General features: G+C 61.0%; 16 protein-coding genes. 9 read left to right on the top strand and 7 right to left on the bottom strand.

What is annotated here, in order from left to right; all coding sequences use genetic code 11:
* The first annotated feature begins 7 nt into the window (after nucleotides 1–7).
* From LVY75_13545 to lpxK, 6 genes are all read left to right on the top strand, one after another.
* Nucleotides 8–1,357, top strand: coding sequence for a TldD/PmbA family protein (locus LVY75_13545; protein ID XAZ24239.1), 1,350 nt, complete (start codon nucleotides 8–10; stop codon nucleotides 1,355–1,357).
* A 16-nt stretch (nucleotides 1,358–1,373) separates the two neighbouring features.
* Nucleotides 1,374–2,180 (top strand): 3'(2'),5'-bisphosphate nucleotidase CysQ, encoded by an 807-nt coding sequence (locus LVY75_13550; protein ID XAZ24240.1) that lies wholly within the window; start codon nucleotides 1,374–1,376, stop codon nucleotides 2,178–2,180.
* A gap of 61 nt (nucleotides 2,181–2,241) precedes the next feature.
* A complete protein-coding gene (locus LVY75_13555) occupies nucleotides 2,242–2,490 on the top strand; it encodes a DUF4170 domain-containing protein (GenBank protein XAZ24241.1) in 249 nt (82 codons plus the stop codon).
* Nucleotides 2,491–2,656: 166 nt separating this feature from the next.
* Nucleotides 2,657–3,976, top strand: coding sequence for a lipid IV(A) 3-deoxy-D-manno-octulosonic acid transferase (gene waaA / locus LVY75_13560; protein XAZ24242.1), 1,320 nt, complete (start codon nucleotides 2,657–2,659; stop codon nucleotides 3,974–3,976).
* A gap of 9 nt (nucleotides 3,977–3,985) precedes the next feature.
* Nucleotides 3,986–4,708 carry an HAD family hydrolase gene (locus LVY75_13565; protein ID XAZ24243.1) on the top strand — a complete coding sequence of 241 codons (723 nt, stop codon included), beginning with the start codon at nucleotides 3,986–3,988 and terminating at the stop codon, nucleotides 4,706–4,708.
* Between the two features lie 104 nt (nucleotides 4,709–4,812).
* The gene (lpxK, locus tag LVY75_13570; GenBank protein ID XAZ24244.1) at nucleotides 4,813–5,856 is read left to right on the top strand and encodes a tetraacyldisaccharide 4'-kinase; all 1,044 of its coding nucleotides are present in this window, start codon (nucleotides 4,813–4,815) and stop codon (nucleotides 5,854–5,856) included.
* Here lpxK and LVY75_13575 read toward each other — a convergent pair.
* Together LVY75_13575 and mutL are read right to left on the bottom strand one after the other, a co-directional pair.
* Nucleotides 5,853–6,080: a DUF2093 domain-containing protein gene (locus LVY75_13575; GenBank protein ID XAZ24245.1), complete on the bottom strand. Its 228-nt coding sequence runs from the start codon at nucleotides 6,078–6,080 to the stop codon at nucleotides 5,853–5,855. The two genes, lpxK and LVY75_13575, sit on opposite strands and share 4 nt — an antisense overlap.
* A gap of 67 nt (nucleotides 6,081–6,147) precedes the next feature.
* Nucleotides 6,148–7,965, bottom strand: a complete 1,818-nt coding sequence (mutL, locus tag LVY75_13580; protein ID XAZ24246.1) for a DNA mismatch repair endonuclease MutL — start codon at nucleotides 7,963–7,965, stop codon at nucleotides 6,148–6,150.
* A 183-nt stretch (nucleotides 7,966–8,148) separates the two neighbouring features.
* Between mutL and LVY75_13585 the strand changes: the two genes are divergently transcribed.
* Nucleotides 8,149–9,861, top strand: a complete 1,713-nt coding sequence (locus LVY75_13585; protein XAZ24247.1) for a response regulator — start codon at nucleotides 8,149–8,151, stop codon at nucleotides 9,859–9,861.
* A gap of 128 nt (nucleotides 9,862–9,989) precedes the next feature.
* Nucleotides 9,990–11,357, top strand: a complete 1,368-nt coding sequence (locus LVY75_13590; GenBank protein ID XAZ25714.1) for an EAL domain-containing protein — start codon at nucleotides 9,990–9,992, stop codon at nucleotides 11,355–11,357.
* Between the two features lie 61 nt (nucleotides 11,358–11,418).
* Here the strand turns inward: LVY75_13590 and LVY75_13595 are convergent, their stop codons facing one another.
* The 5 genes from LVY75_13595 to LVY75_13615 form a co-directional block, all read right to left on the bottom strand.
* Nucleotides 11,419–12,048, bottom strand: a complete 630-nt coding sequence (locus tag LVY75_13595; GenBank protein XAZ24248.1) for a PRC-barrel domain-containing protein — start codon at nucleotides 12,046–12,048, stop codon at nucleotides 11,419–11,421.
* A 224-nt stretch (nucleotides 12,049–12,272) separates the two neighbouring features.
* On the bottom strand, nucleotides 12,273–13,160 hold the full coding sequence (locus LVY75_13600) for an SMP-30/gluconolactonase/LRE family protein (GenBank protein XAZ24249.1): 888 nt from the start codon (nucleotides 13,158–13,160) through the stop codon (nucleotides 12,273–12,275).
* A gap of 4 nt (nucleotides 13,161–13,164) precedes the next feature.
* Nucleotides 13,165–13,797 (bottom strand): 2-dehydro-3-deoxy-6-phosphogalactonate aldolase, encoded by a 633-nt coding sequence (locus LVY75_13605; GenBank protein ID XAZ24250.1) that lies wholly within the window; start codon nucleotides 13,795–13,797, stop codon nucleotides 13,165–13,167.
* 31 nt (nucleotides 13,798–13,828) lie between these two features.
* Entirely contained in the window at nucleotides 13,829–14,746 is a 918-nt protein-coding gene (locus LVY75_13610) for a 2-dehydro-3-deoxygalactonokinase (GenBank protein ID XAZ24251.1), read from the bottom strand.
* Entirely contained in the window at nucleotides 14,746–15,507 is a 762-nt protein-coding gene (locus LVY75_13615) for an SDR family oxidoreductase (GenBank protein ID XAZ25715.1), read from the bottom strand. The genes LVY75_13610 and LVY75_13615 overlap by 1 nt, the downstream gene beginning before the upstream one ends.
* Before the next feature lie 112 nt (nucleotides 15,508–15,619).
* Between LVY75_13615 and LVY75_13620 the strand changes: the two genes are divergently transcribed.
* Nucleotides 15,620–16,435: an IclR family transcriptional regulator gene (locus LVY75_13620; protein ID XAZ24252.1), complete on the top strand. Its 816-nt coding sequence runs from the start codon at nucleotides 15,620–15,622 to the stop codon at nucleotides 16,433–16,435.
* The last annotated feature ends 139 nt before the right edge of the window (nucleotides 16,436–16,574 follow it).

The following is a 16,574-nucleotide window of genomic DNA, read 5'->3' on the forward strand; positions in this document are numbered from 1 at the left end:
CCAAATCATGTCCTCTGAAATCGATTCCTCGACACTTCTTTCCCGCGCAAGTCAACTGATCGATCTGGCGAAAAAGGCAGGCGCTGACGCCGCCGACGCCGTCGTCGTCCGCTCGCGCGCCCAATCCGTCAGCGTTCGCCTCGGCAAGGTCGAAGGCACCGAGTCCTCCGAGAGCGACGATTTTTCGCTTCGAGTCTTCGTCGGCAAGCGCGTGGCAAGCGTTTCCGCCAATCCGGGCTTCGACCTTACGGCGCTGGCCGAACGCGCCGTCGCCATGGCCAAGGTCTCGCCGGAAGACCCGTTCGCCTGCCTGGCCGATGAGAACAGGCTCGCAAAGACCTATCCCGACCTGCAGCTTCTCGATACGACCGAGGTCGGCGCCGACCAGCTGCGCGAGGCGGCCCTTGCGGCCGAAGCCGCTGCCCTTGCGGTCAAAGGCGTCACCAACTCTTCGGGTGCCGGCGCTTCGGCCGGCATGGGCGGGCTGGTGCTTGCCACGTCGCACGGTTTCGAAGGCAGCTACATGGCCTCGCGCTTCGGCAATTCCGTCAGCGTCATCGCCGGCGAAGGTACTGGCATGGAACGCGACTACGATTTCGACAGCCGCCTTTACTATGCCGAGCTCGACGATCCCGCCGAAATCGGCCGCCGGGCCGGCGAGCGCACCATCAAGCGCATCAATCCGCGCCAGGTGCCGACAGGCAAGGACATCACCGTCATCTTCGATCCGCGCATCGCGCGGGGTTTCGTTGGCCATATTGCCGGTGCCATCAACGGCGCCTCGGTTGCCCGCAAGACGAGCTTCCTTCGCGACAAGATGGGCCAGCAGGTGCTGAAATCCGGCCTCTCGATCACGGACGATCCGCTGATCGTGCGCGGCCCGTCCTCGCGTCCCTTCGATGGCGAAGGCGTCTCCGGCGAGAAGCTGGTCATGATCGAGGACGGTGTGCTCAAGCACTGGTTCCTCTCCACCTCCACCGCAAACGAGATCGGCGGTTTCGAGACCAACGGCCGCGGCGTCCGTGGCGGCACCTCGGTCACGCCGGCCTCGACCAATCTTGCGCTGGAGCCTGGCGACATCTCGCCGGAAGAGCTGATCCGCAGCGTCGGCAACGGTTTCTACGTCACCGAACTGATCGGCCAGGGCGTCAACATGATCACCGGCGAATACAGCCGCGGCGCGACAGGCTTCTGGATCGAGAATGGCGAGCTCACCTTCGCGGTATCGGAAGTGACGATCGCTTCGAACCTCAAGGACATGTTCATGCGGCTGACGCTTGCCAACGACATCGATCGCAAGTTCGGTGTGGCGGCTCCGACTTTCGCGATTGAAGGCATGACGCTTGCCGGCCGCTGACAAACGGATCTATACGATGAGCGACCCTGAAAACCGCTGGCAGAGCGATCTCGCGTTGATCGCTGATGCTGCAAGACAGGCCGGCGCCGTTGCACTCGGTTATTTCAACAAGTCGCCGGAGGTCTGGTGGAAGAACGAGGATCGCTCTCCCGTCAGTGCCGCCGATTTCGCCGCGAATGAAAGGCTCGAAGCCATCTTGCGCAGCGCACGGCCGGCCTATGGCTGGCTGTCGGAAGAGACTGACGACGACGCAGGCCGACTGGAATACGAGACGCTGTTCATCGTGGATCCGATCGATGGCACCCGGGCTTTCCTCGCCGGCAAGGATCTCTGGTGCGTCAGCGTCGGCATCGTCCATCGCGGCCGCCCCGTTGCCGGCGTCCTTTACGCGCCGGCGCTCGATGAACTTTACGAGGCAGTGGAGGGTGGTGCGGCGCTGAAGAACGGCGAACCGATTTCCGTCTCTACGCGCGGCGAAGCCGATCTCAGCCAGCTTGCCGTCAGCGAGGAGCTGTTCAGGGTCTTGCCGGCGGCGGTTCGCGACCGCAGCGAGCGAGTCAAATATATCCCCTCACTCGCCTACCGCATCGCGATGGTGGCCGATGGCCGGTTGGACACGACGTTTGTCGGGCGCAATGCCCATGACTGGGATATTGCGGCAGCCGACCTTATCCTCGAGCGTGCCGGTGGCGGTCTTGTCGACCTTTCGGGGCATCCGACAACCTATAATAGAGAGAAAGTCAACCACGATGCGCTCTGCGCTTCACCGGTCCCGCGTCTCCGCGAATATCTGGACTTGTTCACTCAGCTAAGAGACGGTTGACGTTTCCGTCAAAATCCCTCAGATGAGGGGCCGGAGGAGAATAGGCAGAAAGAGAATAAAAATGACGGACTCCGGCGGTAAAAAGCAGCTCCTGCACCTCGTCTTCGGTGGCGAACTCGAAAACCTCGATGGCATCCAGTTTCGTGATCTGAAGGATCTCGATATTGTCGGTATTTTCCCCGACTATGCCACGGCACTGACGGCCTGGAAGTCGAAGGCGCAGCAGACGGTCGACAATGCGCATATGCGCTATTTCATCGTCCACATGCATCGTTTGCTCGATCCGCAGGATACGACCGGGAGCAAGTGACCCGCGCAGCAATCGGCTTGTCCTCCGCTGTCCACAGCGGAGGCCTTCGTGCATCGGTTCTCGCCCTCGTTCGACGCATTCTGAACAAATTGATCGGTCATGGCGGCCGCAACGATAATTAGGGAATTGAATTGATGTCGGTCTGCATGGATCGGAGGTCTGCTGAATGAGCTCTCGGATGGCGCGGATCGGTCTGAACGCGTACCGTCTGGCGGGAACTGTGGCGTCGCCGGTCGTCGGCCTCTACATCACCTATCGCACCGCCAAGGGCAAGGAAGACCGCGCTCGCCGGCTGGAGCGTTTCGGCTATGCGAGCGCCAATCGCCCGCAGGGCCCGCTCGTCTGGTTTCACGCGGCAAGTGTCGGCGAAACCAACGCCGTCATTCCCCTGATCCGTGAAATCCGCCGCCGCGACATCCATGTCATCCTGACGACAGGTACCATCACCTCGGCAAGGCTTGCCGCCGAGCGCCTCGGCAATGATGCGATCCATCAATATGTGCCGCTCGACCTGAAGCCCGCCGTCGGCCGCTTTCTCGATTACTGGCAGCCGGATTGCGCCATCATCGCCGAATCCGAGATCTGGCCCGCGACGGTGCTTGAACTCGGCCATCGCCGCATCCCGCAGATCCTCGTCAATGCCAGGATGTCGGATCGCTCATTCACCCGCTGGCGGCGACGGCCCTCGCTTGCCGAAGCACTCTTCGAAAATCTCGCGCTCGTCATTGCACAGTCGGATGTCGATGCCGAACGTTTCCGCGATCTCGGCGCCGTGCCGGTCATCACGTCGGGCAACCTGAAGGTCGATACGGATGCACCGCCATATGACAGCGCTGTTTTCGCTCGCTACAAGAAGCAGATCGGCGACCGCAAGACATGGGCGGCGATCTCCACTTTCGACGGTGAAGAAAATGCCGCCGGTATCGTCCATCGTGCCCTGCGCGATCGCGACAAACAGCTGACCATCATCGTCCCGCGCCACCCCGAGCGCGCTGACGAGATCGAGGCAGCCCTTGTAAAGCAGGGTCTGAAGGTCGCCCGCCGCACGCGGGACGATGTCCTGACCCCCGACGTCGATATCTTCCTGGGCGACACGATCGGCGAAATGGGCCTTTATCTTCGTCTGACGGAAGTCGCTTTCGTCGGCCGCTCGCTCTTTGCCGAGGGCGGCCAGAACCCGCTGGAGCCGGCCATGCTCGGCTGCGCCATCCTGTCGGGCGGCAATGTCCAGAATTTCCGCGAGGCCTATCAGAAGCTCGCTCGTAGCGGCAGTGCCCGCATGGTGCGCGATACCGAGATGCTGGCGAAGGGCGTGCATTATCTGCTGACCAATGACGAGGCGCGCGGCAAGATGATCCAGGCCGGCATCGCCGCCGTGCATGAAATGCGCGGTGCGTTGAGCGCCACGTTGAAGGGGCTGGAGCCCTATATCAATCCGCTGACGGTGAAGGCGCGCCTTCTGCCGAAGGCCGTGGCGCAAGCCTGAGGAGCAGCCATGTCGGCGCAGACGAAGATCAGGGGCATCCTCTTCGACAAGGACGGCACGCTGCTCGACTACGACGAAAGCTGGTTGCCGGTGAACCGTGAGCTTGCCCGGATCGCCGCCGAAGATGACGCTGTTCTTGCCGACCACCTTCTTGCCGAATGCGGCATGGACCCGGTCACCGGCCATATCATTCCAGACAGCCTGCTTGCTGCCGGCAATACCCGCCAGATCGCCGAAGGGCTCGTTGCTGCCGGCTCGAAGGTCGATATGATCGAGCTGACGATCAAGCTCGACAATCTCTTTGCCAATGCCGCCGAATTTTCCGTGCCGGTGACGGACCTTGCCGCCTTCTTCGGGCGGCTGCACGGGCGCGGCTTCAAGCTTGGCATTGCCTCCAGCGACAATGAGCGTTCGATCCGCCAGACCGCCCAGCGTTTCGGCATCTCTGAATTTGTCGATTACATCGCCGGTTATGACAGCGGCTTCGGCAGCAAGCCGGAGCCGGGCATGGTGCTCGGCTTCTGCGCGGCAACGGGCCTTCAGCCGGAAGAGGTCGCCATGGTCGGGGATAACAACCACGATCTCCATATGGGCAGGAACGCGAAAACCGGCCTGACGATTGCGGTTTTGACTGGCACAGGGTCGCGGGAATCCCTCTCGGCCTCCGCCGACCATGTCTTCGACGACATCACGCATATCGAGGCCCTGCTGCCGGACCTGCAGCCGGCCTGACACCCAAAGACTTGCATTTTCACGCGTTTTGGCTTCTCAATCCGCCCGGTCGATTATGTGAGACCTCGCCACGGGGGGTGAGGGCAAGGGAAACGGACGGCATCATGATATCCGAAGCACCGCCTTTCTGGTGGAGGCGGGCAGGTTGGCAGGCATGGGCTCTGTCGCCCCTTTCTTTCCTTTATGGCCGCGTGGCGGGCTACCGCATGGTCCATGCGAGCCGCGCTTCAGTGCCGATCCCGGTCATTTGCGTCGGAAATTTCACGGTCGGCGGAGCTGGCAAGACGCCGACGGCAATCGCCATTGCCCGTGCTGCCAAAGCAAAGGGTCTCAAGCCTGGTTTTCTAAGTCGCGGCCATGGCGGCTCGCTCGATGTCACCACCGTCGTCGATCCCTCTCATCACCGTGCAGTCGCTGTCGGCGACGAGCCGCTTCTGCTGGCTCAGGAAGCACTGACGGTAATCTCCCGCAGGCGTGTCGAGGGTGCGGCAAGGCTGGTCGAAGAGGGCGCCGATTTCATAATCATGGATGACGGTTTCCAGAGCGCGCGCCTCGCAATCGACTATGCGCTTCTGGTAATCGATGCGACACGCGGCCTTGGCAACGGCCATATAGTGCCGGGCGGCCCGGTGCGCGCGCCGATCCGTCTGCAACTGCGCGAGGCGACCGCCCTTCTGAAGGTCGGAGAAGGCAATGCGGCCGACCGCATCGTCCGGATCGCAGCGCGCGCTGCCAAACCCTATTTCACCGCCCGGCTGAAAGTGTCCGGAGAGAATTATCTGGAGGGCCTCAAAGTGCTCGCCTTTGCGGGTATTGCCGATCCGGAAAAATTCTTTCGCACCGTCCGTTCGCTTGGTGCGAGCATCGAGGTCGCGACTTCCTTCGGCGATCACGAGCATTTGAGCGAGGAAGAGATCGACGGTCTTCTGATGACAGCAGACCAGCAGAATCTGACGATCGTCACCACCTCTAAAGATTTTGTCAGGCTCGCCGGCCATCACGGCAAGGCGGCACAGCTCGCGGCCCGCTGCCGCGTAGTAGAGGTGGAGATGGCGTTTACAGATCCACTTGCGCCCGGGCTCATTATCGATCGCGCCTTTGAAGCCTGCCGCCAGCGGCGGCTCAGGGAAGCGAAAAAGAAAGCCTAGCGCTGGTTCGGCAGAATGCCGGCGCGTTTGTCGGCTTCAAGCGCGGTGGCGACATCGGCATAGGGTTCCTGCCGCGCCACGCTCCAGTAGCGAAGTTCATCGAGCGGGATCTGTTTGCCTGTCAGTGCGCAGACGACATAGGAACCGGGCGACAGAATCTGGAAATCGCCGTCCAGATAACGGATCTTCGCCTCGCGGTTTCCGTATCCTTCGAACAAGTTCATGCGCTCCATTCCCCGCAGTCTGTCATCTGTCTGCCATACTCCCCGAAACGTCCTTTTGCCAGCTTTTTCAGCTCCGGCCGAATAGTCGCTCGATATCGGCAAGCTTGAGTTCGATATAGGTGGGACGCCCGTGATTGCATTGGCCGGAGCCTGGGGTCACTTCCATTTGGCGCAGCAGCGCGTTCATTTCTTCAGGCCGTAGCCGCCGTCCTGATCGCACCGAGCCATGGCAAGCCATTGTTGCCGCCACATATTCGAGCTTGGCCGAGAGGCCGGAGGCTGTATCCCATTCGGCGATCTCGTCGGCAAGCTGCCGGATCAGCCCAGACGCATCGACCTCGCCGAGCATCGCTGGCGTTTCGCGCACGGCAATGGCGCCCGGGCCGAAGCGCTCGATCGCAAGGCCAAGTTCGGAAAATTCCGCCGCATGCACCATCAGCCGGTCGCAATCCTCTTCGGGAATGTCGACGATCTCGGGGATCAGCAAGACCTGCGACGGCAGCCGCTTCGAATGCAGCGCCTTGCGCATGGCCTCGAAGACCAGCCGCTCATGGGCAGCGTGTTGATCGACGATGACGATGCCGTTGTCTGTCTGCGCAATGATATAGTTTTCGTGGACCTGCGCCCGCGCGGCTCCGAGCGGATAGCGTACCGCCGGTTCGCTCGCAGCTGCTGCCGGCACTTGCGCGGTGGGATCGAAAACCGGCTCTGAACGCGCCGTCGGATGGGCAAGCCCATCGAAGGAGGCTTGCGGTCTTTCGCTGAGACCGGTGGCCGGCTGATAAGGCCGGGATGGGGAGGTTGCCGCCGACCAAGGTGCCTGCGGTCGCTGCGGCGCCGCCTGGAAGCCAGGCCGGAAGGCGCGCAGCATGTCGCTTGCGCCCGTCGTTGCGGCGCGGCTGCCGTCACGCGCAAGCGCTTCGCGGATTGCGCCGACGATCAGCCCGCGCACCAGTCCCGGATCGCGGAAGCGGACGTCGGATTTCGCCGGATGCACATTGACGTCCACAAGCGCCGGATCGAGCGTGATAGACAGCACTGCGACGGGATAACGGCCGGAGGGAATCGTTTCGGCATAGGCCCCGCGGATCGCCGAGAGGATGAGTTTGTCCTGCACCGGGCGGCCATTGACGAACGCATATTGATGAGCCGAATTGCCCCGATTGAAGGTCGGCACGCCGGCAAAGCCGGTCAGTTGCACGTCTTCGCGCTCGGCATCCAGGGCGATGGCATTGTCACGGAATTCCTTTCCGAGCACCTGCGCCATGCGCGCCAGATGATCCTCGCCGGTTGCCGGAAATTCCAGCGTTGAGCGATCGGGGCCAGAGAGCACAAAACGCACGCCCGGAAAGGCGATCGCCATGCGTTTGACGATCTCGGTGATGGCCGCCGCTTCCGCCTTCTCCGTCTTCAGGAATTTCAGCCGCGCCGGCGTCGCGAAGAACAGATCGCGCACTTCGACGATTGTTCCCGGATTGGCGGCTGCCGGGCGCAGATGCACGATCTTGCCTCCGGCAACGGAAATTTCGTTGCCCGCCGTGCTGTCACGTTTGCGGCTTGCGATGCTGAGCCGCGCCACCGAACCGATGGACGGCAATGCCTCGCCCCGGAACCCGAGCGTTCGGATATCGTCGAGCGTATCCGATATCTTCGATGTGCAGTGTCGCTTGACGGCAAGTTCAAGATCGGTGACGTCCATGCCGGAACCGTTGTCGCTGACGCGCAGCAGCGCCTTGCCGCCGCCGGCGGTTGCGATTTCGATACGGGTCGCGCCTGCATCGAGCGCGTTTTCGATCAGCTCCTTGGCAGCACTTGCCGGACGTTCGATGACTTCGCCGGCAGCGATCTGGTTGATGAGCGTTTCGGAGAGCTGTCTGATGGCCATGGGCTTATTTTCGAGGATTCGCGGCCCGGAGGGAAGGGGTTTCATCGAGCTGTAGACAATGACTCAAGACCTCTCCCCCAAATTTGGGGGTCGTTACTGTTAAGCGGCCTTTAAGACAAAAACGGCATTTTATTCATATACCTCCGAGACTGCGAAAATCGGACAGATGTGGGATGTGAATGAATGAGTGCCGGCTTCGAAAAGGCGGACACATCATCTGTGAGTGACGCACTGCCGCCTGAAGCTGATCTTCAGGCGGTGCTTTTCGATGCGGTTTGCGACAGTCTTTCTGCTGCATTCGTCATCTATGACCGAAACGATCTTCTTCTCTTTGCCAGCCGTCAGGTCCTGGAGTTCTTTCCAGTGTCGGAGGACGTGCTGCGCCCGGGCGCCCGCCTTCGTGATTTCCTGGGTGCGGTCTACGATACCGGCATTCGCGAGCAGACCCTCGAGCGGCAGCCGGGTTTGCTCAGCCGCGAGGACTGGTTATCCCAGCGCATCGCCTCCCATTGGCGCGAACGTTTTGAATCCGTCGAGCGCCACGGTGCCGACCGCTGGGTGCGCTTCCTCAAGCGCCGCCTGCCGAGCGGTTACGGCGTGACCGTTATTTCCGATATTTCCGAGGTGCGTAAGCGCGAGGAACAGTGGCGGTACGATCTTGAGCGCGTGCAGCTGACCGAGGACATTCTCGACCACCTGCCGTTCCCGCTCTTCGTCAAGGATCGCAACCTCGCCTATGTCGCCGTCAACAAGGCTTTCTGCGAAAAATACCAGACGACGGCCGACGAGGTTCTCGGCCGCAAGAGCGGTGATCTGTTTTCGCCTGACATTGCCAAGCGCTTCGAGGAAAGCGACCGCCACGTGCTGGAAACCGGCGAAATGTCGGTCTCCCGCCAGCGCCAGATCGCCCGCGACGGCACCGAGCGCGACATCGTCAGCCGCAAGCACAGGATCGGCAAGCCCGGACGTTATTTCCTCGTCTCGACCATGCAGGACCTGCCGCGCGACGGCGACGATCTCGACGAATTCCATCGGGCCTCCGAGATCACCACGTCCAGCAACCAGACCTACCGCCGTGCCTATGTGCCGGTGCCGAACGCATCGCAGCGCCGCGAGCCGGCAGCGATGGAGGCGATCGTTCCGGAAAATTTCTCCGGCCGAAAGATCCTCGTCGTCACGTCGGATCTCGCTGCCGAGACTGCCGCACTGCGCACGCTCGCCAAATACGGCTTCGAATCCTGCTCGGTCCGCGGCGAGGATGAGGAGGAGCGTTTCCTCGAGATTGCCAGCTCTTCGGGAATCTCGCTCGATCTTCTGATCATCGACAACCAGATGGGCTTGCGCTGTCTGGAGCTTGGTGAACAGTACGGCATTCCCACTCTCGTCATGGATGGCTTTCAGATCGCCAACGAACTGACCTTCCAGATTGCCCGCCACTTCAACCGCAACGGACGCGGCGGCACGGAGGGTGACTGGGAAATTACCACGACCGAAGAAAACGTAGGTCTTCAGGTTCTCGTCGCCGAGGATAACGACATCAACCAGATCGTCTTCACGCAGATCCTAGAAGGACTCGGTTACCGCCATCGGATCGCAGCGACCGGCGAAGAGGTCGTTCGTCTCTGGGCAGAATATCGGCCGCAGATCGTGCTGATGGATATTTCGCTTCCGGTCTTCAACGGGTTTGAAGCCTCGCGCCTCATTCGCCAGATGGAAGAGGGACAGGGCACGCGAACGCCGATTATTGGGGTGCTGACGCAAGCCTTCGAACGCGATCGTGCAGAATGCGCCAATGCCGGCATGGATGACGTCATCATGAAACCGGTAAGCCCTGACATCCTTGAAACGGTATTTCAGAAGCATCTGATGAACGAGCCAATCAAAGCTCAAATCTAAACAACAGGCCGGTCAACTCCCCAGATTTTGGGAATGCTTGGGGTTGTATTCTGCTCGATTTACTATCGAATTGTTAAGACTTGGCCGTCATTCTTCACCAGGGTGTGGAGGAAAATCTCGGGTTTGGATTGATGGTGTCGCCGGAAATACCATTCATGGCCGTTAGTCAGAATGAGCTACAGGCGATGGCCTATACCGATCCGCTGACGGGATTGGGCAACCGCAATCGCATGCGCGATAAGGTGATGCAGATTTCGGCCGAGCGGGCCAGCGATCCGGCGCCCTTCACCATCGGTATCGCCAATCTCGACAGTTTCAAGCCCATCAACGATCTCTTCGGTTCTGCTGCCGGTGACGAAATCCTGTGTCAGGTCGCCCATCGCCTCAAGGCCTGCATTCCGGATGGTGCCTTGGTCACTCGTCATGATGGCGACGAGTTCGCCTTCGTTCTGCCGCTGATTTTCGAGCGTGCGAGCGCGGAGAAATTCGGACAGATGATCCGTGAGGTGCTCTCGGCCCCCTATGATCTCGGCGACCGCAATGTGCGCCTTTCCGCCTCTTTCGGCTTTGCGATCTATCCATTTGCCGGCGAAGACTGCGAAGAGCTTTTGAAAAGTGCGGAAACCGCACTCTATCGTTCCAAGCGTCGCGGGCGCGGGCAGATCACCGTCTATTCCCGCGAGATCGCGCAGGAAATGAAGCGGGCGACCCAGCTCGAACAGGCGCTTCGAAATGCCATCATATCGGACGCGATCGACGTGCATTTCCAGCCGATCGTCTCGCTCGCCAACAATCAGGTGGTGGGCTTCGAGGCACTTGCCCGCTGGAACGATCCCGACCTCGGCTTCGTCTCGCCCGGCGTCTTCGTGCCGCTCGCCGAAGAGCGAGGCTTCATCGACGCCCTGTCGGAAGCGCTCTTGCGCAAGGCTGCGGAAGCGGCCCTTTCCTGGCCGCGCGAACTGTTCCTGTCCTTTAATCTGTCGTCCGCCCAGCTGATGGATCCGGGCACGAGCACCTCCATCCTGTCTATCCTCGGCCGAGTGGGCTTCGACCCGCATCGCCTCGAACTGGAAATTACCGAGACCGCTGTCATGAGTTCTGCCGACACGGCGCACCGGATCATTTCCGATCTCAGGGCAGCCGGCGTGCGCATCTCACTCGACGATTTCGGTACCGGCCAGTCGAGCCTCGGGCGCCTGCGCGATTTTATCTTCGACAAGATCAAGATCGACCGCGCCTTTGTCTCGCGCATCAATTCCGACCGCGCTTCCGAACACATCATCAAGGCGATCCTTGCGATGTGTGAAGGCCTTGAGCTGGAAGTCGTGGCCGAAGGGATTGAGGATTATTCCGAAGCGGTCAAGCTGCGTACGCTCGGCTGCGGCATGGGGCAGGGCTATCATTTCGGCCGGCCGGCCGATGGCATCGCCACGCTGCGCTTTCTCCACGAGAACTACTATTACGAAACGAGCGCACAGGATCGCGTCAGCGCATAGGGGCAAAAAAGCAATGGCGCCCCATGGGACGCCATCACCTACGCTCTACTCTCCGTACGGATTACTTGTTGGTTGTCGAACCTGTCGACGTATTGTCCGTCGGCATGGCCGTGCCGGTAGCTGCCGGAGCCTTTTCGGCTGACTGCATGGCAAGTGTCTTGAACTCCGGTGCCGCCTTGAGGGATTCGGCAGTTTCCGTCGTCGTCAGCTTGACGGAGCCGTCCTGCGTATTCTGCGCGACGGTGATCTTATTCATGGGAACGGCGACATTCTTTTCACCGATCCCCAGGAAGCCGCCGACACCGATAATGGCGGCAACAAGCCCGCCATCCTTCTTCATGATCAGGTCGTTGACGCTGCCGATGCTCTCATTGTTGCCGTTATAAACCGACTGGCCAATATACGTGTTGGCACTGATCTGGTCCGGAGCCTGCTGCGTCAGATAGCTGTCGCCACCTGCCTGGGCCGTGTCCGTGCTCGCGGCCGGGGCCGGAGCCTGTGCGGCATCACCTGCAGGTGCCATCGGCTTGACTGGTTCTGCCGGTGCCGGAGCGGCCGGCTCAGCGGGTGCAGACTGCGCCGGAGCAGCAGGGTTAGCCGGCTGGGGAGCTGTCTGCGAAAATGCTGCCGGTGCGAAAGCCGTGGCAAACAATGCGCCAGCGGCAACGGTCGTCAGAAGTTTGCGTGTCATTTCGAACCTACCTTCGTTTCTTGAGTGATCCCTGGCGCGAAAGGGCCTCTTTTTCAGGAATACCTGCCGCGCCGGTTCAAGAATGAAATGACCGATCAGCTTATTGGTTCCGGACGAAGACACGGAAAATTTTACAGTTTTCACGGAACCTTGACCGGAAAAACCCCCAAAAAAACAAAAGGCGCCCCGCAAGGAGCGCCTTTATAAATTGCGGGCTTCGCTGTTCAGATCACATAGGCAGGATCGAAAACGCCCTTTACCGTGATGCCGAGCTCAAGCAGCGCGCCTGCGCTTGGCTGGGCGGAGCGGGCATCCTCATCCAGGCCTTCCCAGGCGGTCGTAACGACAAGCCGGTCGGCATTGGCGCCGATGAAGGCCGGGCAGGAAGGTTGCGCTGCCGGCACCTTGTAGCGAGCTATGCGCAGGCCATCCGGGCTGTAGCGATCGACGACACCGGCACCCCAGCGCGCGTTCCAGATATAGCCGTCGGCATCGCAGACTGAACCGTCGAGCCCGCCGGGTTCGTCCATGCTGTCGACCATGACGATCGGTTCACCGGACGGTAGGCCGGTCTGCGGATCGACCATGACCCGCATCAGGCGGCTGATCCGGGTGTCGGTAAAGTAGCCGATCGTACCATCGGGCGAAAAGCAGATGGAGTTTGGAATGCTGATGCCGCTGAAGATCTTCGTCACCTTGCCCGCAGCAACATGATAGATCGCGCCGGCCTGGTTTTCGGCACGCTTGCTCATCGTGCTGATCCACAACGCGCCTGAGGGGTGCGTGCGCCCGTCGTTGGAGCGGTTTTCCGGCTTGTCGTTTTCCAGCGCCGCATAGAAGGTCAGCTTGCCGCTCGCGATATCCCGCACGAACAGCCCTTCCTCGGTCGCCAGCAACTGGCGGCCAGAATCGACGCGGGCCAGAACGCTCGCCATGACAGGCAGCGGATGTACCTTCTTCTCGTCTGTCGAAAGATTGAGCTCGTGCAGTTCCTTGCCGAGAATATTGAACCACCAGACGGAATTGGAAACGGGATCGTAAGTGGGGCCTTCACCGAGAACCGAATTGGTATTGCAAAGTGTTTTGCCCTCGAATTCATAAATATCAGTCATATGACTATGCTCCTATGGCTGCGTCATAGGCTAAGATGGTCGCCTTGGCGCGCTCGGCAACCTCTGCATCGGTCATTCCGGGCTTGTAAATGCTGGTGCCGAGACCGAAAGCCAAAATGCCCGCTTTGGTATAGTCGGAAAAGTTCTTGTCCGACACGCCGCCGACCGCAGCAATCACCAATTCCGGCGGCAGGATGGCGCGGATTGCGGTGATGCCGGACGGCCCCAGAACGCTTGCAGGGAAGAACTTGAGGCCGGTCGCACCTGCGCGGGCCGCCTGTAGCGCTTCAGTCGGGGTAAAGACGCCCGGCATGGTCACCATGCCGTAGTCGCGGGCGCGGATGATGACGTCGGGCTCAACATTCGGTGTGACCAGCAGTTTGCCGCCGGCGGCATGCAGGCTGTCGACGGCTTCTGTCGTCAGCACGGTGCCGGCGCCGATCAGCACATCCGCCGGCGCCATCTTGGCGGCGATTTCAATGGACTTGAATGGCTCCGGCGAATTCAGCGGGATCTCGATCGCCGTCAGACCATTTTCGATCAGCGCGCCGACCACGGCTTCGGTTTCCTCGGGCTTGATGCCGCGCAGAATGGCAATCAGGGGACGCTTCATCTTGGGGAAGGGGACACGGTTCATCAGAATATCTTTCTCAGTTCGCCGAGATGGCTCAATTCGGCCAGATGGCTTGGGCAGCGGCCGAAAGCCCGCCGCGAACGGCGGCATCGGCGTCGATGGCGGTGAAGGAAAGGGAGAGCGTATGGAAGGCCTGCTCGTAGAGCGCCTGCAGGCGTCCGGACGCGACGAGGGTAACGGGAGTATCCTTGCCGGCGTCCTGCAGCGCGCCGGCGATTTCGAGGCCGATCAGCGTCCCGGAGAGTTTGGCTTGGGCGGCGGCAGCTGAAATACCGTGCAGAAGCTGGCCGGAACGGGCCGTGAAAATCAGGTTTGACGCGAGGGCAGGCTGCTTGAAAGCGGCAGCAACCGCCGTCTCGAAGGCCGCGTTATCGGCGGGCTGGTCCTCGGCGCCGGCGACCGCATGCATGAGGATCGTATGTTTGGTAATGGCGTCGAAAAGTTCGCCCGTCATGAACGTGGAAAAACCGGTGACCTTGGCGTCACTGACATGCACCCATTTGGAATGTGTGCCCGGCATGCAGACGGCCTGGGTGCCGCGGCTCGTAGGCCCGAGTGCCCCGAGAAGCTGCGTTTCCTCCCCGCGCATGACATCCGGCGTCGCCGCATCACGCTGTGCAAGGCCCGGCAGAATGCGCACGTCGCGGCTTTCGCCGGGCACGGAAACTGCGCCCGACAGGATCGAAGCGAGCGAAGCGGGCACGTCGATATAACCCGCCTCCACCCAGCCCTGCCGTGCGCCTGCCATACCGCAGACGATGACCGGCAGGTTATCAGGCGCTTCCACGGCTGCGAGATGCCCTTCAAGAACCTGGGAAAAGCCGGTTTTGGCGGCGGTCGTCATGCCTTCGCCGCTGCGGCGCTCGGCGAGAACGGCGCCACCGGCATCGATAAGCCAGAGCCGGAAGCTGCTGGTGCCCCAGTCCACCGCGACATAAGCGGGATTTGCCATCAGAGAACGCCTCCATCGACGATAAGGGACTGCGCGGTCATGCCGGCTGCGCAGTCGGATGCAAGAAACAGAGCCGGACCGACGATCGCGTCCGGCTTCAATGGGGTCTTCAGGCATTGCTCCTGCACGGAGCGGGCAATGCTTTCCTCCGTCAGCCATAGTTTCATCTGCCGCTCGGTCACCACCATGCCTGGCAGAATGCAGTTGACGCGTATATTCTCTGGGCCAAGCCTTCCGGCCATGCTCTTTGTCAGGCCGACGACTGCCGCCTTGGCGGCGGCATAGGCAGGAAAGACGCCCATGTTCAGCTTGAAGGCAATCGACGACATGTTGATGATCGCTCCGCCGCCGGCTGCCCGCATCGACGCGGCTGCTGCCTGTGAGGTGAAGAAGACATGGCGCAGATTGACCGCCTGGTTATTGTCCCAATAGTCCTCGGTCACATCATCGAATTCGTGCCGGTCGTCCCAGGCCGCATTGTTGACAAGTACCCGGATCGGCCCGGATGTTGCAACGACAGCGTCGACCGCGCGCCTGATCGCATCGATATCGCGCAGATCGGTATGGTAGAAGTTGACAGGGTGCGCATTCTCTTTTGAAAGCCGCTCCGCCAGTGCCCGGCTTTCCGCCTCGGCGATGTCGAGGAAGGAAACCTTTGCACCCTGTCTTGCGAAACCCTCGACGAGGGCGGCCCCGATCCCGGAGCCGCCGCCGCTGATCAGCACCGTGCGATCCCTGAATTCAGGAAATTGTGCAGACATAGCGCTCACCGTCTCTCCTCCCGTATGTCGCTAATTCCATTATTTGGAACTTAATTTGACTATATGGAATTATTCGAATAGGCTGGCTTTCCTGTCAAGGGTAGTAAAGGCAATGAGCTCCAGCGGCGACAGCATGGCGCATGTAGATGACAAGGGCGCGCCGCGTGATACCGGCACGCTCGGCAAGCTCATGGTGCTGCTTGATCTCGTCACCCATGCCGACGCTCCCTTGCGCTTCACCGATATTCTCGCACGTGCCGATCAGCCGCGCGGTACGCTGCACCGGCAGCTCGGGCATCTCGTCGTAGAAGGGCTTCTCGAGCTCGATGCTGAAGGGCGTTACGCGCCGGGTCTGCGGCTGCTCGACTTCGCCTCACGAAGCTGGGCGCGCAACGAATTTCGCCTGATTGCCGCGCCGCACCTCGCCGCCCTTCACCGCGAGACCGGCGAGACCGTCCATCTCGGCGTGCTGCGCGGCTCCTCCATTATTTATCTCGACAAGGTCGAAGGGCACCAGCCGGTGCGCATGTATTCACAGATCGGCAATGCCTCGCCCTGTTACTGCACCGGCGTCGGCAAGGCCGCCCTTTCGCTTTTGCCGCCGGAGAAGATCGATGCACTCCTGCCTGGTCTGCATTTCAACCGCTTTACCTCGGCGACGCATGTGAATGCCGAGAGCCTGCTGGCGGAGATCGGCGAAATCGCTGCCGCCGGTCATGCTTTCGATCGCGAGGAACATGAGGCCGGCATCCGCTGTGTCGCGGCCCCGATCTGGTCGGACGACCGCTCCTTCATCGGCGGGGTCTCGGTTACCGGTCCCGCTTACCGCCTGTCGATGGAACTTCTCCAGGAATGGGCCGTTCCGGTTCAGGTGACGGCGCGGAAAATCATGGATGAAATGCGCATCCGCCTCGGGCCAAGGCGTTGAAACGGGCTTGACCATAGTCAATTGCTGGACGTCGGATACATAGCATGCTTATGATGTGTGTGTTATTGAGATTTGACGGCGAATCACGCCAACTGGGGTCGTCCGCGAAATCATCGACAATTCACCGGCCGAACGCGCT

This window comes from Sinorhizobium sp. B11, from assembly GCA_039725955.1.
Taxonomy (GTDB): Bacteria; Pseudomonadota; Alphaproteobacteria; order Rhizobiales; family Rhizobiaceae; genus Rhizobium.

Excerpts from the sequence above, each read along its gene's own strand:
- LVY75_13605 (XAZ24250.1), bottom strand. The coding sequence starts at position 13,797 with ATGAACCGTGTCCCCTTCCCCAAGATGAAGCGTCCCCTGATTGCCATT.
- LVY75_13565 (XAZ24243.1), top strand. The coding sequence starts at position 3,986 with ATGTCGGCGCAGACGAAGATCAGGGGCATCCTCTTCGACAAGGACGGC.
- LVY75_13550 (XAZ24240.1), top strand. The coding sequence starts at position 1,374 with ATGAGCGACCCTGAAAACCGCTGGCAGAGCGATCTCGCGTTGATCGCT.
- LVY75_13620 (XAZ24252.1), top strand. The coding sequence starts at position 15,620 with ATGAGCTCCAGCGGCGACAGCATGGCGCATGTAGATGACAAGGGCGCG.
- LVY75_13575 (XAZ24245.1), bottom strand. The coding sequence starts at position 6,080 with ATGAACTTGTTCGAAGGATACGGAAACCGCGAGGCGAAGATCCGTTAT.
- LVY75_13610 (XAZ24251.1), bottom strand. The coding sequence starts at position 14,746 with ATGGCAAATCCCGCTTATGTCGCGGTGGACTGGGGCACCAGCAGCTTC.
- waaA (XAZ24242.1), top strand. The coding sequence starts at position 2,657 with ATGAGCTCTCGGATGGCGCGGATCGGTCTGAACGCGTACCGTCTGGCG.
- LVY75_13600 (XAZ24249.1), bottom strand. The coding sequence starts at position 13,160 with ATGACTGATATTTATGAATTCGAGGGCAAAACACTTTGCAATACCAAT.
- LVY75_13615 (XAZ25715.1), bottom strand. The coding sequence starts at position 15,507 with ATGTCTGCACAATTTCCTGAATTCAGGGATCGCACGGTGCTGATCAGC.
- LVY75_13595 (XAZ24248.1), bottom strand. The coding sequence starts at position 12,048 with ATGACACGCAAACTTCTGACGACCGTTGCCGCTGGCGCATTGTTTGCC.
- mutL (XAZ24246.1), bottom strand. The coding sequence starts at position 7,965 with ATGGCCATCAGACAGCTCTCCGAAACGCTCATCAACCAGATCGCTGCC.
- LVY75_13545 (XAZ24239.1), top strand. The coding sequence starts at position 8 with ATGTCCTCTGAAATCGATTCCTCGACACTTCTTTCCCGCGCAAGTCAA.
- LVY75_13585 (XAZ24247.1), top strand. The coding sequence starts at position 8,149 with ATGAGTGCCGGCTTCGAAAAGGCGGACACATCATCTGTGAGTGACGCA.
- lpxK (XAZ24244.1), top strand. The coding sequence starts at position 4,813 with ATGATATCCGAAGCACCGCCTTTCTGGTGGAGGCGGGCAGGTTGGCAG.
- LVY75_13555 (XAZ24241.1), top strand. The coding sequence starts at position 2,242 with ATGACGGACTCCGGCGGTAAAAAGCAGCTCCTGCACCTCGTCTTCGGT.